This is a genomic window from Aliiroseovarius sp., from assembly GCF_030148435.1.
Taxonomy (GTDB): Bacteria; Pseudomonadota; Alphaproteobacteria; order Rhodobacterales; family Rhodobacteraceae; genus JASBTN01.
This window is the reverse complement of sequence record NZ_JASBTN010000030.1, coordinates 1-16,034: the sequence shown is the minus strand read 5'-3', so window position 1 is coordinate 16,034 and position 16,034 is coordinate 1. Positions and strand designations below refer to the sequence as shown.

Annotated in this window: 15 protein-coding genes; 2 read left to right on the top strand and 13 right to left on the bottom strand. The window is 60.9% G+C overall.

Annotated elements, in window-relative coordinates; all coding sequences use genetic code 11:
- Nucleotides 1-7: 7 nt before the first annotated feature.
- Nucleotides 8-775 carry an SDR family NAD(P)-dependent oxidoreductase gene (locus Q1V43_RS05560; protein ID WP_300514993.1) on the top strand — a complete coding sequence of 256 codons (768 nt, stop codon included), beginning with the start codon at nt 8-10 and terminating at the stop codon, nt 773-775.
- A gap of 55 nt (nt 776-830) precedes the next feature.
- Here Q1V43_RS05560 and maiA read toward each other — a convergent pair whose 3' ends face one another.
- From maiA to Q1V43_RS05495, 13 genes are all read right to left on the bottom strand, one after another.
- Nucleotides 831-1,466: a maleylacetoacetate isomerase gene (maiA, locus tag Q1V43_RS05555; protein ID WP_300514991.1), complete on the bottom strand. Its 636-nt coding sequence runs from the start codon at nt 1,464-1,466 to the stop codon at nt 831-833.
- A gap of 98 nt (nt 1,467-1,564) precedes the next feature.
- Nucleotides 1,565-2,764 (bottom strand): MFS transporter, encoded by a 1,200-nt coding sequence (locus Q1V43_RS05550; RefSeq protein WP_300514988.1) that lies wholly within the window; start codon nt 2,762-2,764, stop codon nt 1,565-1,567.
- 6 nt (nt 2,765-2,770) lie between these two features.
- On the bottom strand, nt 2,771-3,034 hold the full coding sequence (locus Q1V43_RS05545) for a metal-sensing transcriptional repressor (RefSeq protein ID WP_300514986.1): 264 nt from the start codon (nt 3,032-3,034) through the stop codon (nt 2,771-2,773).
- Nucleotides 3,035-3,991: 957 nt separating this feature from the next.
- On the bottom strand, nt 3,992-5,296 hold the full coding sequence (locus Q1V43_RS05540; protein WP_300514984.1) for a TRAP transporter large permease subunit: 1,305 nt from the start codon (nt 5,294-5,296) through the stop codon (nt 3,992-3,994).
- Nucleotides 5,297-5,299: 3 nt separating this feature from the next.
- Nucleotides 5,300-5,851 carry a TRAP transporter small permease gene (locus tag Q1V43_RS05535; RefSeq protein WP_300514981.1) on the bottom strand — a complete coding sequence of 184 codons (552 nt, stop codon included), beginning with the start codon at nt 5,849-5,851 and terminating at the stop codon, nt 5,300-5,302.
- 75 nt (nt 5,852-5,926) lie between these two features.
- Nucleotides 5,927-6,940, bottom strand: a complete 1,014-nt coding sequence (locus tag Q1V43_RS05530) for a TRAP transporter substrate-binding protein (RefSeq protein ID WP_300514978.1) — start codon at nt 6,938-6,940, stop codon at nt 5,927-5,929.
- Between the two features lie 223 nt (nt 6,941-7,163).
- A complete protein-coding gene (locus Q1V43_RS05525) occupies nt 7,164-8,069 on the bottom strand; it encodes a dihydrodipicolinate synthase family protein (protein ID WP_300514975.1) in 906 nt (301 codons plus the stop codon).
- A complete protein-coding gene (gene dgoD / locus Q1V43_RS05520; RefSeq protein ID WP_300514972.1) occupies nt 8,056-9,201 on the bottom strand; it encodes a galactonate dehydratase in 1,146 nt (381 codons plus the stop codon). The genes Q1V43_RS05525 and dgoD overlap by 14 nt, the downstream gene beginning before the upstream one ends.
- A gap of 7 nt (nt 9,202-9,208) precedes the next feature.
- Nucleotides 9,209-9,961 carry an SDR family NAD(P)-dependent oxidoreductase gene (locus tag Q1V43_RS05515; RefSeq protein ID WP_300514969.1) on the bottom strand — a complete coding sequence of 251 codons (753 nt, stop codon included), beginning with the start codon at nt 9,959-9,961 and terminating at the stop codon, nt 9,209-9,211.
- 43 nt (nt 9,962-10,004) lie between these two features.
- Nucleotides 10,005-11,783 (bottom strand): IlvD/Edd family dehydratase, encoded by a 1,779-nt coding sequence (locus Q1V43_RS05510; RefSeq protein ID WP_300514966.1) that lies wholly within the window; start codon nt 11,781-11,783, stop codon nt 10,005-10,007.
- 9 nt (nt 11,784-11,792) lie between these two features.
- Nucleotides 11,793-12,641: a fumarylacetoacetate hydrolase family protein gene (locus tag Q1V43_RS05505; RefSeq protein ID WP_300514963.1), complete on the bottom strand. Its 849-nt coding sequence runs from the start codon at nt 12,639-12,641 to the stop codon at nt 11,793-11,795.
- A 12-nt stretch (nt 12,642-12,653) separates the two neighbouring features.
- The gene (gene eno, locus Q1V43_RS05500) at nt 12,654-13,955 is read right to left on the bottom strand and encodes a phosphopyruvate hydratase (RefSeq protein ID WP_300514960.1); all 1,302 of its coding nucleotides are present in this window, start codon (nt 13,953-13,955) and stop codon (nt 12,654-12,656) included.
- The gene (locus Q1V43_RS05495) at nt 13,952-14,896 is read right to left on the bottom strand and encodes an aminoglycoside phosphotransferase family protein (protein WP_300514958.1); all 945 of its coding nucleotides are present in this window, start codon (nt 14,894-14,896) and stop codon (nt 13,952-13,954) included. The genes eno and Q1V43_RS05495 overlap by 4 nt, the downstream gene beginning before the upstream one ends.
- Nucleotides 14,897-15,006: 110 nt before the next feature.
- Between Q1V43_RS05495 and Q1V43_RS05490 the strand changes: the two genes are divergently transcribed.
- A partial coding sequence (locus Q1V43_RS05490; protein WP_300514956.1) for a LacI family DNA-binding transcriptional regulator occupies nt 15,007-16,034 on the top strand: 1,028 nt, incomplete at its 3' end.

Sequence of the window (16,034 nt, the reverse complement as noted above, 5' to 3'; positions counted from 1 at the left end):
GATACCCATGCAGATCACTGAAAACACCGTTGTCGTTGTCTCGGGGGGCGCCTCGGGCCTGGGCGGCGCCGTGGCACGCGCCTTCGCTGAGGCCGGCGCCAAGGTCGGCATTTTCGACCTGAACGAAGAGGCCGGTCAGGCCATGGCGGCCAAGATTGGCGGCGCTTTTGCCAAGGTCGATGTCTCGGATGCCGACAGCGTGGCGGAGGGGTTCAAGACCCTGCGTGCCGTGCATGGCCAGGAACATGTGATGGTCAACTGTGCGGGCATTGCGCCGGCGGCCAAGACCGCCTCCAAGGGCGTGGCGCATGACGCGGCGCTTTATGCCAAGGTGATCCAGGTCAACCTGATCGGCAGCTTCAACTGCGCCAGTCAGGCGGCGGCGGGCATGATGGTGGCCGAGCCGGTGACGGCGGACGGCGAGCGCGGCGTGATCATCAACACCGCCTCGATCGCGGCCTTTGACGGGCAGATCGGTCAGTTGGCCTATGCGGCGTCCAAGGGCGGCGTGGTCGGTATGACCCTGCCCATGGCGCGCGACATGATGCGCGATGGGGTGCGGGTGATGACCATCGCGCCGGGCATTTTCCGCACGCCGATGCTGGAAGGCCTGCCGCAGGAAGTTCAGGATAGCCTGGGCGCGCAGGTGCCCTTTCCGTCGCGCCTGGGCGATCCCGCCGAATACGCTGCCATGGCGCGCCATATCGTCGAGAACTCGATGCTGAACGGCGAGGTGATCCGCCTCGATGGTGCGATCCGCATGGCGCCGCGCTGAGGTACGCCAGCTTCTGGAACGACAAGGCCCGGGCAGTGCCCGGGCCTTTTCGGTTTCACACTGCGTCCGGCTGGTTTGGCGGAGCGGCCGCGACAAACTCGGGCAGGGCATCCAGCGCCTCGAAGATGCGGGTCACGGTCGGGTAGGGGGCCATATCGACCTCGAACCGCTTGTTGTTCCAGACCTGCGCATAGAGGCAGAGGTCGGCCATGGTGGGGGTGTCGCCGTGGCAGTAGCGCCCGGTGTCCGCACTGCCTGCCAGCGCGGCCTCCAGCGCGGCGAAGGTCACGCCAACCCAATGACGGAACCACGCCGCCTTGTCGCCGCCGAACTGGCTTTCGACATGTTGCAGCACCCGCAGATTGTTCAGCGGATGCACTTCGCAGGCGATCATGTAGGAGAGCGAGCGCACCCGCGCGCGGCCCACCGGATCGGCGGGCAGAAGGGCGGGCTCGGGGTGCATCTCTTCGAGCCACTCGATGATGGCAAGGGATTGGGTCAGGACGGTGCCGTCGTCCAGCTCCAGCGACGGGACCAGGCCGGCGGGATTCTTGGCCAGGTAGTCCGCGCCGCGGTTCTCGCCCTTCAGAAGGGCATAGGACAGGTATTCATAGTCCAGCCCCTTGACCTTCAGCGCCGCTCTCAGGCGGGTCGAGGTCGAGGACCGGAAATAGTTGTGCAGTTTCAGCATGCGCGCTCCGTTCGTTTCAGATGCAACATGCCATGGGAGGGGGCGGGGTGAAAGCCTGTCTGGCGGGCTGTCCGGGGGAAACGCCCTGAATTCCCCCCTCAGCCTGGCTCGTCGGGCCAGATGCGCCAGGCAAGCAGCAGGCAAAGCGCGCCGGACAGGGCCAGCCCCGCCATGGCCCAGGCGCTGCCGAACCCGGTGATCAGCATGCCCGACAGTGGGTAGGCCACCAGCCAGCAGGCATGGGACAGCGTGAACTGCGCGGCAAAGAGGGCCGGGCGATCCTCCGGCGGGCCGGAACGGGCGATGAGCCGCCCGGACGGGGTCAGCATGGCCGAATAGCCCAGACCGACCCCGGCCCAGCCGAGGGCCAGCCCCTCCAGTTGCAGCGGACCGCCAGCCCAGATCCCGGCGAGGACCGCCAGGGATGCGGTGCCAACAGCACCGCCTGCCAGCATCACTTGCCGCTCCGGCACCTGTTTCAACAGCCGTGGCAGGGCCAGTGCCGCCAGCATCGAGCCCAGTCCGAACCCGGCCAGCGCCAGCGCCACGGCGCTTTCGCCAAGACCCAGATCGACGCGCACGATCACCACAGTGTTGACGATCACCATGGCCCCGATCGACGAGATTACCCCGTTCAGCGCCAGAAGAGCCCGCAGCCGCGGTGTGGCCAGATACAGGCGCAGCCCCCGCGTGGTGCGGTCGTAGATCCCGCGACGTGCGGTGGCTTTGGGGCTGGGCAGGCTGACCGAGACCACCAGAAGCGCCGAGGCGGCAAAGCCGATGGCGGTGCCCCAGAACAGGTTGTCGAAACTCATCAGGGTCAGCAGCGCGGCGGCCAGCATCGGGCTCAGCAGGCTTTCCATGTCCATCGCAAGACGCGACAGCGACAGGGCGCGGGTGTATTCGTCCTCGGCCGGCAATACGTCGGGCACGCTGGCCTGAAACGCCGGGGTAAACCCGGCCGAGGCCGATTGAAGCAGGAAAATCAACACATAGACCTGCCAGACCTCGGTGACGAAAGGCAGGCCGATGGCGACCGCTCCCCGCACCAGGTCCAGCGCCACCAGCATGCGCCTGCGGTCCAGCCGCTCGGCCAGGGCGGCGGCCAGAGGGGCCACCAGAACGTAGGCGACCATCTTGATGGTCAGCGCGGTGCCCAGCACCAGCCCCGCACGCTCACCGGCCAGGTCATAGGCCAGAAGGCCAAGCGCCACGGTGGCCAGACCGGTGCCGGTCAGCGCCACCAGCTGTGCGCCGAACAGGTGGCGGTAGGTGCGATTTGCCAGGATGCCGGCCATTGGCCCTCACAGGTACTTGGTAATCCGCCGGAACCCGTCCGCGTCCGTGCCTCCGGGCGCTTCGGGGTCCAGGCAGTGGTCGATGTGATCGTGGATCAGCACCCGCTTGGCATTGGTGATCGCCTTTTCCACGGCAAAGAGCTGCTGGGCGATCTCGGGACATGGGGCACCCTCCTCGAGCATTGACAGGACTTTTGCCAGATGCCCATGCGCCCGTTTCAGCCGGGCAATGATCTGCGGGTGGGATTGGTGAAGATGCGAGTCGGTCATAGGCTTATCCCTATCCCCCCCATAGGGATGTCGCAAGGCAATGCGACCGCGACATCCGGCCTCGTCACGGCAGTTTCCACCATGTCCTGCACGAGCCGGCCCGTTATGCTAAACCACCTCGCACTCGATTCGCTGCCAAGGCGAAGAGGGCCGAACAAGCGCCGCGTTGTACCACAGTCCAGGGAAACCCATGGAGACCGACAAGACAAGACAGGCCGCCCGCCTAAGCGTGGCGCCGATGATGGATTTGTGAGACGGGGTGTATCCTGCTGATATTATGGGGTTTTCAGGGGTGATTTTGGCGTGTAGCGCATATGTAGCAACCGTTCCTACCTGATGATGAAGCCACACTTCACATGTTTGATGATGCAACATTCTCGGTACTTCGACAAGCGAGGGTGCCGAGGGAACGCCGGGTCTTACCTCGTTGTCGGGAAAGCCCAGAGTGAAGTACCTATTTGCAGCGTTCCGGCTGACCTACCGGAGGTCTGGGTCTTTCGATTCTGTGCGGGGCGGGATGGTTCTTCGGGGTTCATGACGAACTCCCGGAGAAACACCTGAGACCGCAAGTCGCGACTGATTTCTTTTTTGATTTTCAATGGGAGTTCAAAAGCAGTGCCGGTTTCTTCCTTCGTTTGTGTGAACTCATCTAACTTGTGCTTCTCCATGAACTGAAAATGGTACAGGAAAATGTTAGGCGGAATTCCGGGCCAAACCGGTCTTTCGGCTGAGAACCAAGATGCAACGTTGCGGCCCGTCGAAGGAGATATTCGCCGTGATCGCCAATGTAGATATGGGCTAACCCAAAGAAACGCGATGCAAAGCCGTCGTTTTCTTGTTTGTTAACGGCGAACATAAACAACCTTTAGCCGACGCAAGTATCGTATTCCAACGCTGCAGCGGGGCCCCGGCGAAGCGCCCTCTGGCGCTTCGCTCATGGTTTCTGATGTGTGAGCGTTACCTGCCAGTGATCCCTGGGAATGCGATCAGGAGGCCGACAGCCAGAATCTGCAGCGCGATGAAGGGGAACATCGAGCGGAAGATTTCTCCCAATGTGATGTCGGGAGGTGCAACGCTCTTGAGATAGAAGGCGGCCGGGCCGAATGGCGGGGACAGGAAGCTGACCTGCATGTTCATGGCGAACACCACCCCGAACCAGATCGGATCATAGCCCAGCTTGATCACGATCGGCACGAAGATCGGCATGGTCAGAAGCGCGATGCCGACCCAATCGAGGAACATGCCCAGCACGAACAGGATCAGCATCATGAACAGGATCACCACGATGGGTGTGTCCGAGATGCCGGTGATCAGGCCCGAGACAAAGCTGATACCGCCCATCAGGTTGAACACGCCGACCAGCGCCGAGGCGCCGATGCCGATCCAGACGATCATGCCGGTGGTTTTCAAGGTTTGCATGGCGGCGTCCATCAGCATTTTCCAGCTGAACTCTCCCCGCACGATGGTCGACAGCATCACACCGAAGGCGCCGATGGCCGAGGCTTCTGTCACTGAAGCGATGCCGCCATAGATCGAACCCAGCACGAAGGCCACGACCAGCAGCGGCAGGATCAGCCCGCGCAGCTTTGCCAGTTTCTCCGACATCGGCATGTCGTCCCCGTCAACAGGAGGGGCCACGTCCGAGGTGTAGGAACGGAACAGAATATAGGCGACGTAGAACGAGGCCAGCATGAAGCCTGGCACGAAGGCCGAGGTGAAGAGATCTCCGACCGAGACATTTGCCGTCAGGCCATAGATGATCAGAACAATCGAAGGTGGCACCATGGTGCCGAGGCTGCCGCCCGCGCACACCACGCCGATGGCCAGTTTGCGGTCATATCCCAACCGCAGCATCTGCGGCAGGGCCAGCATGCCCAGAAGCACGATCTCGCCCCCGATGATCCCGGACATCGCCGCAAGGATCACAGCCACAAAGATCGTCTGGATGGCGACACCGCCGCGAAGACGCCCACCAACGATTTTCATAGCATCGAACAGATCACGGGCAATGCCGGACCGGTCGAGGATCGCTGCCATCAGCACGAACATCGGCACCGAGACGAAGACAAAGGAGGACACAAAGGAAAAGATCCGGCTGGTGACCAGCGGTACCGCCATGGGACCGAACCAGCCCAGGGTAAAGATCAGGGCAACCAGAAGGGTCACGAAAGCCAGGGGCATGCCGGAGATCAGCAGCCCCAGCAGCATGATGAACATCACCAGGGTGCCGTATTCGACACCAAGAGCGCTCAGATCAAACATGGATTACTTCCCCCGCAGCCGGTTGATGACGAAAAGAGCGAACTGGATGGTCATGATCACCAGAACGATGAACAGAAACGCCCGAAGAAAGGTCGGGAAGGGCGGGTTCCAGGCGCTGCCAGAGGTGATCATGCGGAACTCGCCCGTGGGGGCGTAGAAGCTCTTGATTACCGTCGGCCAAAGCGCATAGCTGAACATTCCCGTCGCAAGCCCGCAGATCGTGTAGATGGCCATGTCGAGCCAGCGTTTTACCCTCTCACCGACATAGTCGTACACCAGCACAACCCGGATATGCCCGTCGCGGGACACCGAGTGAAGCCCGCCGAACACAAAGCAAACGGCGCACAGGAATATGGTGGTTTCATGCACCCAGATGGTCGGGCTGTCGAAGACATAGCGCATGATGACTTCGAAGATCAGGATACCCATCGACAACAGGAACAACGCTGCAAACAGGTGGCCGAGTTTCAGAATGCCGCCGGCCAGCATATCGGGCGCGACGTCTTCCTCTTCTTTCGGCTCTTCGGGAATGGGGTTTTGCTGTTCCTCGACCATGGTCTTTCCGTCTTCCGGTGTTTTGAGGAATAAGTGCCCGCGCCGATGGAGTCCTTTCGGCGCGGGCGGCAAGGTTTACTTGAGCAGACCTTGCGAGGTCAGGTAGGCGTTCAGACTGTCGAACACCTTCTGGGCGTTGGCGCTTTGCGACGCGATGTCGACCCATTGCTCCTTGGCGATGGCACGGAACTTGGCGCGCTCTTCCTGGCTCCAGTCATGAATGGTGATGCCCTTGGCGCGGGCTTCGGCCACGGCTTCGAGGTCTTTCATGAACAGCTGCGACGTCATATCGAGCGCCAGGTGATTAACCGACATTTCCAGCAGGTTCTGCAGGTCTGCCGGCATGCTGTCCCAGGTGGCTTTGTTGATCGAGACTTCGACCAGCGGCATCGAGTGGAAGCCCGGGTAGATCGGGTGGGGGGCGATGTCGTTCATGCCAGCGGCCTGGTTGGCCGAGAACACGGTATAGTCGGCCGCGTCGATCACGCCCTTGTCGAGCGAGGTGAAGACCTCGGAACCGGGCAGGTTCACCGGGACAGCGCCGGCTGCAGCGAACACCTTCTGAACCAGACCTTCGGGCGCGCGCATCTTGATGCCTTTCAGGTCTGCCACGCTATCGATCGGCACTTTCGAGACAAAGGCTTCGAGACCGCCCGAGGTGGCGCCGATGAACTGCAGACCATAGGGGTTCAGCAGTTCGTTCATCATCTCCTTGCCGCCGCCATAGTTGACATAGCGCAGCATTTCATAGGGCGAACCCCAAGCACCAACGGTGTTGCCGATCAGGGCAAAAGCCGGGTCCTTGCCCGAAATGTAGGCGGTGGCGGTGATGTGACCATCGAGAATGCCAGCGCCAACCGCGTCGTGAGTTTCGTTGTATTTCACAACCGAATCCACCGGCAGCATTTCGATTTCCAGATGGCCGCCCGAAGCAGCGGACACTTTTGCAGCCCATTCCTGTTCGATGATGAAGGTCGGGTTGCCGGCCGGGTCGGACGATTGGAATTTCAGGTTGTAATCTGCAGCCATCGCCGGAATGGCGGTGACACAAGCGACCGCAGTGGCGATCAGCGTCTTGCGAAGTGACATAGTGTTCTCCTCCTTGATCGGTAGTGCGCATTTCGGCACGCAGCCCCTGGCACACCACCCATTTCACAAGGTCCGGCCCCGCTTGTGGTCCGGACATTTCTCCAGGCGAGCGCAGCCCCCCCAAACCAATTACTCCGGCAGGTGATTCACCTGCCTTGAGCAAAATCCTACTTTGTTCACGTGAACAACTCAACAAAAAAGTTCACGTGAACAGGGGTGCTTGTCAGCCTCGCGACAGGCTCTGCAAACGGTTCGAGTGTTGCCTTGCGAGCGCGAGCCCGAAATCGGATGGCGCAAGAAAGGGCGCGCGGTCAAAAGTCCCGATCCCCAGCGCCTCGGCATGGATGCGTTTGCCGTAGGTGATCAGGTGCTCCAGGGATTGCATGACGAAGGCGATGGCCGGAAGGGCCTCTGCATGGAGGTTTGCCGCGTCTTCCTTTCGGCCTTCTTTCCAGTGCTGCATGATCTGAACCGCCACTGGTACGATGTCCGGTGCCAGCACGAACCCAGAGCAACCTGCCTGCAAGAGATCGATCATGTCGAGCCCGCCGCGGCCTCCAAGAATGGTCAGATCGTCGCCCGCGGCTTCGATCACACCCTGAACGGCCAGCGCCGAATCCTCGCTTTTGACCGCCTGGAAGGTGAGGCACCGATTTTTCAGCCGGGCGATATCTGCGGCAGACAGGGCACGGCCCAGATAGGCCGGTGCATTCTGAATGGCGATGGGCAGCGAAGTGGCATCGGCGACGCGCTCGAACATGTCCAGATAGACGTCTGCACCGTAACTCCCCACCATGGCGGGTTGCAGGATCAGCCAGTCGGCACCGTTGCTTTCGGCCACCCGCACCATTTCAATCTGCTCGGCGACGGAGTTGCCCGCGATGGTCACGGAAAAGGGTTGTCTTCCTGACACCGCACGGCCAGCGATTTCCACCATACGGTGGCGTTCGGACGGTGTCAGTTTCAAGACTTCGGTTGCCAGCCCCAAAACCGTTATGCCATCGCACCCGGCATTCAGGCAATACTCGACCTGCGCCGTCATGGCGCCTGGGTCGATATTCTCATCACGCTGAAAAAACGCGTAAAGCACCGCGTGAATGCCGGTGAACATGTCCTTACCACTCGGCAATGGAGCCATCCTCATGCCGCCAGATCGGTGCGCGCCAGCGATGGCCTTGGGCGGCCCGTTCTTGCACCACCTTTTCGTTCACCTCGATCCCCAGCCCGGGGCCGTCCGGGATGTGCAGGAACCCGTTTTCCAGTTTGAAATCCCCCTCGGCTACGTAGTCCAGCAGGTCGCCACCCTGATTGTAGTGGATGCCAAGGCTCTGTTCCTGGATGAAGGCGTTGTGGCAAACCGCGCCCACTTGCAGGGAAGCGGCCAGGGCGATCGGTCCCAGCGGACAATGCGGGGCCAATGCCACGTCATAGGCCTCGGCCATGTGCCCGATCCGCACCATTTCGGAAATGCCGCCGACATGCGCCGTGTCCGGGTTGATGATCGCTGCCGCACGGGCCTCGAACACCCGGCGGAAATCATACCGCGAATGCAGCCGTTCGCCGATCACCAGCGGGATCGATGTGGCGCGGGACAAGTTGGCCATTTCCTCGACATGGGCCGAGGTCACTGCATCTTCGACAAACAGCGGGCGCAAAGGTTCCAGCTCTTTCAGCAAAACCTTTGCCATGGGCGCTTGCACGCGGCCGTGAAAATCGAAGGCCAGATCCATGTCTGTGCCCACCGCATCACGAAGATCACCCAGTTTGCGGACGATCCCGTCGATCTTGCGGTGGCTATCGACGATCTGCAGTTCTTCGCAGATATTCATCTTGCAGGAGTCGAACCCGGCGGCCATCAATTCGCGCGCGCCTTCGATCAGGTTGTCAGGACGGTCCCCGCCAATCCAGCAATAAGAGCGGATCTTGTTGCGCACCGGCCCACCCAACAGCGCATGCACCGGCGCCCCAAGATCCTTGCCCTTGATATCCCAAAGCGCCATGTCGATGCCGGACATGGCGCTCATCAGCACCGGGCCGCCACGATAGCAGCCGTTGCGATACAGCATTTGCCAGATGTCTTCGACATGGCGCGGGTCGCGCCCGATCAGGGCATCCGCGAATTCGTCGATCTTGGCGGCCAGGGTCTCGGCATGGCCTTCAAGCACCGGCTCACCCCAGCCAGTCAGACCCGCATCGGTGTCGATTCTCAGAAACAGCCAGCGCGGCGGCACGACATAGGTGGTGAGGCCGGTGATTTTCATGGCTTCCTCAATAGGTTGCGCGTCCACCAGACAGGTCGAACACGAAGCCGGTGGTATAGGAACAGTCGTCGGAACACATGAACGACACCATGGCGGCAATTTCATCTACCGTGCCGGGGCGGCCCATCGGGATCTTGGCCAGCATGTAGCCAAGCTGCTCTTCGGTCACGTCGTCCAGCATTTCGGTCATGATCACTGCCGGGCAAAGTGCATTGACCCGAATATTCGAGGTCGCCAATTCCTTGCCCAGCGATTTTGTCAGCCCGATCACCGCCGCCTTGCTGACCGAATAGGCCGAGGCATTGGGATTGCCCTCTTTGCCGGCGATAGACGAGATGTTGGCGATCCGGCCGTAATCGCTTTTCTGCATGATCGGCACAATGGCGCGACAGGTGTGGAAAATGCCGTTAAGGTTGACGTTCTGCACCGCGTACCAGGTCTCCAGCGGGTAATCGACCACCGGCATATTCACCCCGGCAATCCCGGCAGAGTTGACCATCAGTTCGATCCCGCCCAACTCGGCTTCGACCTCTGCCGCGGCGGCTTCGACGCTGTCATAATCCGACACATCGACCTTCTGAGTGATCACGGTGCCCAAGGGCGACAGAGCTTCCTTGGCCTTCGCGAGCGTATCTTCGCTGATGTCCCACAGGGCCACCGAGGCGCCATTTTCCAGGAACCGTTTGGCGATGGCAAAACCCATGCCCCGACCACCCCCGGTGATGACGGCGCGCTTTCCGCTCATATCAGTCTTGTTCATGTCATCTCGTCCTTTTGCTTGGTGGCGGCGCCGCCGCTCATAGTCAATGGTTGTCGCGGGGCGTCGCGCGGGCGGCGATCCGCTGGTGTTTCACCGCCGGTTTCAGAACCATGCCCTTGTCGAACTGGTCGACCATGCCGCGCTGGATTTCCTGCCACGGGCTTTGGTGGTCCGGCACCTGGTAGCCGCCAGAAACCTGCAACGCTGTACGCCGTGCCTCGATCTCATCCACTGATACCTGCATGTCGGCGCGCCCTTTGCGCAGATCGACCCGGATCATGTCTCCGGTTTTCAGCAGTGCCAGCCCACCCCCGGCGGCTGCTTCCGGGGCGGCATTCAGGATCGACGGGCTACCTGAGGTGCCCGATTGCCGCCCGTCACCTATGGTGGGCAATTCGGTGATCCCGGCCTTCAGCATTGCAGCGGGCGGCTGCATGTTCACCACTTCTGCCCCGCCCGGATAGCCGATCGGCCCGACGCCACGGATCACCAGAATGCAGTTCTGGTCGATTTCCAGCGCCGGGTCATCGATCCGGGCATGGTAGTCCTCGGGCCCGTCGAACACGATGGCGCGGCCTTCGAACGCCTCGGGGTCATTCGGGTTGGACAGATAGCGTGCCCGGAAGCCTTCCGAGATCACGCTGGTCTTCATGATCGCGCTGTCGAACAGGTTGCCGGTCAGGTTGATGAACCCGGCTGCCGGTTTCATCGGCTCTGCGAAGCGGCGGATGACTTCCGTGTCTTCGATCTCTGCCCCACCATAGCTTTCCACCATGGCGGCATCTGCCACGTTTCCAGCTTGCGGGTGGGGCAGGGCGCCGGCCCGGATCAGCTCACCGATCACCGCAGGCACACCCCCGGCGCGGTGGAAATCCTCGGCCAGATAGTCCCCGGCCGGTTGCATGTTGCACAACAGCGGGATGTCATGGCCCAAACGCTGCCAGTCGTCATTGCTCAGTTCGACACCCACATGGGCAGCGACGGCGTTCAGGTGGATCGGCGCATTGGTGCTGCCGCCCAGTGCGGAATTGACCACGATGGCGTTTTCGAACGCCGCGCGGGTCATTATGTCCGAGGGCTTCAGGTCTTCGCGCACCATGTCCACGATCCGCCGCCCGCTCTCGTAAGCCATTTGGCCGCGCTCACGATAGGGCGCTGGAATCAGGGCCGAACCTGGCAACTGCATCCCCAGCGCCTCGGACAGTGAATTCATCGTGCTGGCCGTGCCCATCGTGTTGCAGAACCCGACCGAGGGCGTCGAGGCCGTGGCCATTTTCATGAACTCGGCATAGTCGATCTCGCCCGCCGCCAGCAGACGCCGTGCCCGCCAGATCGAGCTGCCGGTGCCGGCGCGCTCCCCTTTGTGCCAGCCGTTCAGCATCGGACCGACGGAAAAGGCGATGGCCGGAATGTCGACCGTGGCCGCGCCCATCAGCATCGCCGGTGTGGTCTTGTCACAGCCGATGGTCAGGACCACCCCGTCGATGGGATAGCCGTAGAGGCTTTCCACCAGGCTCAGATAGGCGAGATTGCGGTCAAGCGCTGCCGTCGGGCGCTTGCCGGTTTCCTGGATTGGGTGGACGGGAAACTCGATACAGATTCCGCCCGCCGCAACGATGCCTTCGCGCACCCGCTTGGCCAGTTCGACATGGTGCCTGTTGCAGGGGCTGAGGTCAGATCCGGTCTGGGCAATACCGATGATCGGCTTGTCCGACTGTAACTCTTCCAACGTGATCCCGTAATTCAGGTAATGCCCGACATAAATCGCGGTCATTTCCGGATTGTCGGGATTGTCGAACCATTTGCGTGAACGCAGCGCCATTTTCGCCTCCTATAGCGGGACGACCGTCTGAGACTGTTCGCCCAGCCCGTCGATCCCCAGGGTCACCTTGTCACCCACCTTGAGCCAGACCTGCGGGTCCATGCCCGCGCCCACGCCCGGAGGGGTGCCGGTGCAGATCAGGTCGCCCGGCTGTAGCTCGGTGAATTCGCTGAGATAGCTGACGATGGTTGCCGCGTCGAAAATCATCGTGTCGGTGTTGCCGGTTTGCATGCGCTCGCCGTTGACGTCCAGCCACATGGGCAGGGCCTTGGCATCGTCCAACTCGTCACCGCTCACCAGCATCGGGCCGGTGGGACAGAAATTCGGGAAGGATTTGCCCTTGGCCCATTGCCCTTCGCGTTCCATCTGCCAGGCGCGTTCGCTGATATCATTGACCAGTACATAGCCAAGGATATGGTCCAGCGCCTCGTCCTTCGAGATATTCAGAGCCGGCTTGCCGATCACGATGCCCAGTTCGACTTCCCAGTCGAGCTTGGTCATTTTGGGGCTGTACAGGATATCGTCATTCGGACCGCAATAAGTGATCGAGGATTTGTTGAACAGGATCGGCTGGCTCGGGATCGGCAGCCCGGCTTCGGCTGCATGGTCGGAGTAATTCAGCCCAATGCAATAGATGTTGAAAGGCTGGGCGGCCGGCGGGGCCAGTCGCTTGCCCTCGATATCTGCCACCGGGAGGCTGACCGGATCGGTGGATTTCAGCTGGGCGATCACGTCTGGCGTCAGGCTGCGTGGGCCAAAATCACCAACAATGGACGAGGCATCGCGGGCCACACCTTCAGCATCGAGGATACAAGGGATCTTGGCGCCGTGCCGGTCGCCGTAACGCATCAGTTTCATGTTGTTCGTTCCTTACTTCTGTTCCTTGCCCCACCAGGTCGAAGCCATGGGTTTTCCGCCAACGAATTTGCCAGCCCCCAGTTCGTCCTGAATGCGAAGACATTCGTTCCATTTCACCATCCGTTCCGATCGCTGGAACGATCCGACTTTCAACTGACCGCCACCCAGACCGGTGGACAGGTGGCTGATCGAAGCATCTTCGGTCTCACCCGAGCGGGCCGAGACCACGGCACCCCAACCGGCTTTTTGCGCAGCAAAGAAGGTATCGATGGATTCCGTGACGGTCCCGGCCTGGTTGACCTTGACCAGAACCGCATTGCAGGCCCCGTCTGTGGCCCCCTCTCTGACAAGGTCCGCGTTGGTTACCAGATAGTCGTCGCCGATGATCTGAACCCGGTCGCCGAAACGGCGGGTGAACTCGATCATGCCTGCCTTGTCGTCCTCTCCGACCGGATCCTCGATCGAAGCTATGGGGTAGGCGTCAAGCCAGCCGCCCAGCATGTCGATCAGTGCGCCGCTGTCCAACTCGCGGTCTTCCAGAGCGAGGCGGTATTTGCCATCTTTGCCGAATTCCGACGCAGCGACGTCGAGCGAGATCACCACCCGCTCTCCCGGCTTCTCTCCGGCTTTCTCGATGGCGGCCACCAGGGTTTCAAGCGCCTCTTCATTGCTGTCGAACATCGGCCACCAGCCGCCCTCGTCAGCGATACCGGCCAGTTTGCCGCGTTCGGCCATGATGTCGCCAGCAGCGAAATAGACTTCGTTGGTCACTTCCATGACCTCGTCGAAACTGGATGCTCCGGGTACCATGATCATGAAATCCTGGATGTCGACCCGACGCCCGGCATGAGCGCCGCCACCGAAGATCTGGATCTCGGGCAGGGGGACGGACGGGGTGCAACCATAGTGGTCCGCAACATGGCGCCAAAGTGGCTTGCCCGCGTCTGCTGCGGCCGCGTGCAACAGGGCCAGCGACGTGGCCACGGTGGCGTTACCGCCCAGAACCTCTTTGAAAGGCGTGGAATCAAGCGCCAGCATGGCCTGGTCGGCCCCGGCCTGATCCGAGACCTCACGCTCTGCCAGAGCCTCGGCAATCGGCCCGTTCACACTGGCCAACGCCTTGCCAACTCCTTTGCCACGCAGAGCGTTCCCGCCATCGCGCAGGTCAATCGCCTCCCTGGTGCCACGCGACGCGCCCGCCGGGGCGATCGCCCGACCCAACACACCGTTTTCCAGAACCACATCCACTTCCACGGTCGGGTTCCCTCGGGAATCCCAGACACGTCGTCCCTTGATCGTCTTGATTACGGTCACGCGCTTTCTTCCTTCAATTCTGAGGCCACTCTCTTGACAAATGCGTCAAGCCGGTCGGTCGGCTCGCAGATCAGAGAGATGGCAATGCGGCGCACCTGCGCGCGCTCGGTTTCGTCGAGGTATTCCACCGGGGATTTGCCATCGACCCGCCCCAGCATCAAAGCTGGCAGAAGCCGGCAGATACGGGCTTCAAGGTCTTGAGCCGGTTCCCAGCCGATATGTTGGGCATAGGCGTTCCAGAACCGTCCGACATCAGCCAGCAAACGGCCCCGAGAACCGGGCAGATGCACAGCCTTGAGAACCAGATGGTTGAGACAAAAGGAAGGGTCGAAACTCGCATCCCCCATCGTCGCGCATTCGGCATCCAGCAGCACAGGCCCGCCAGTTCGGAAAAGGATGTTCTTGGGGCTGACATCGCCATGCACCAGAACTTGCTGACTGTCATACAGCATGGCTTCAAGCGCCCCGATAGGCTCTGCCAGATCCGGGTGATTACCAGCCGTGTATGTCAGATACGGCTCGATGCGCAGGGCACGGAAATCGTCGCGGTTCTGGAACGGAGCCGCATCAAAACCTGGCTTGGATGACGCCGCATGAATTCTCCCGATCATGTCGGCAACGCGCGCGGCCTCTCCTTGATCCGGCGCCTCTGCCAGAAGGGATGCTTTCCACAGATAGACATCGTCGCCGTCAAGGAACTCCATGGCAAAACCATGCTGCTCTTCTGACCGTCCAAATAGCTGCACCGCGCTTTCCGGTAGCAGGTCCGCCGCCACCTTCAGCCAGGCGTATTCCGCCGCATTGCGATGCACCGGCGCATGCCAGTCGGCAGCCACTTTCAGTTTGGGCAGGGCGAACTTCACGCAGAACCGACGGTTTTTTTTCGCCACCATGGCGATATCCGAAGCGACCCCTCCGGTCAGGGGTTCGACTTCGGTCACGTCTGCAGCGGCTCCCAGTCCGAGTTCAACCACAAGCGACCGGCATCTTTGATCCAACTCGGTTGGCAAATTCGAATCTCCTTGATTTGTTCACGTGAACATTTAGGTTGATGGAGGAAAAACTGTCAAGACACGAATACTCCACTTTGTTAGAAGGATCAGAAACCGAAGGAAAAACCTTGTCCGAAAGAGTCACGATCAAATCCATCGCCAAGGATCTGGGCATCTCGCACATGACCGTTTCGCGGGCTTTGTCGAACCACCCCAACGTCCACAAAGATACGCGCGACACCATCATCAAGCGCGCCAAGGAGCTGGGCTATGTCAAAAGCGCAGCCGCCAAGGCGATGCGTGGCGATGCAACCCAGATCGTCGGCCTGCTTCTGCCCAATATCGTCAACGAGTTTTACGCCCGCTTTGCAAATTCCATGGCGCAAGCCTGCGAAGAACACTCGCTCCATCTGCTCATTCACCTGACCAATGACGACATCGAACAGGAGCGTCAGGCGCTTGATCGGCTACGCGAGGTTCAAGCCATGGCAGTGGTCATGGTGCCATCCCCGGACGGAGAGGACCCAGCGGAGCAGAACGTTTCTGGGATGAAGGTCATTCAACTCATTCGCCAGCGACGGAGCGATACACCGACTGCAGCTATTCTGGTTGATGATCATGACGCCATCCGCGATGCAGTTGTCTATCTGGCTCAGCATGGGCATCGCACGATCGGGTATATCGGCGCCAACAGCGAGCTGTCTTCGGGACGGGAACGGTTGAAGGCATATCTGGACGGCCTGGAACAAGCAGGCCTGACCGGTAATCCGGAACTGGTTCACACTGACGCGCCTTCCTTTGAGATGGGGCAGGCCTGCGCCAAGAAGCTGCTGGATGCGGGCCTTGCCACCGGGATCGTCTGCGGTGGTGTCGAGATATCCAATGGCGCCCTGAGTGCCCTTATGGATTGCGGTCTGCAACCGGGCAAGGATTTCGCCTTCGTTGGTTATGGTGACCCCTCTTTCTATGCCTGGGTTGGCGGTGGCATATCAACCGTGCGGCTGCCTGTCGAAAGATTGGCGTATCAGGCGGTCGAGTTGTTGGGTATGAATTGGGAAACCTGTCTGGAACAAGAACAGGGTATCCG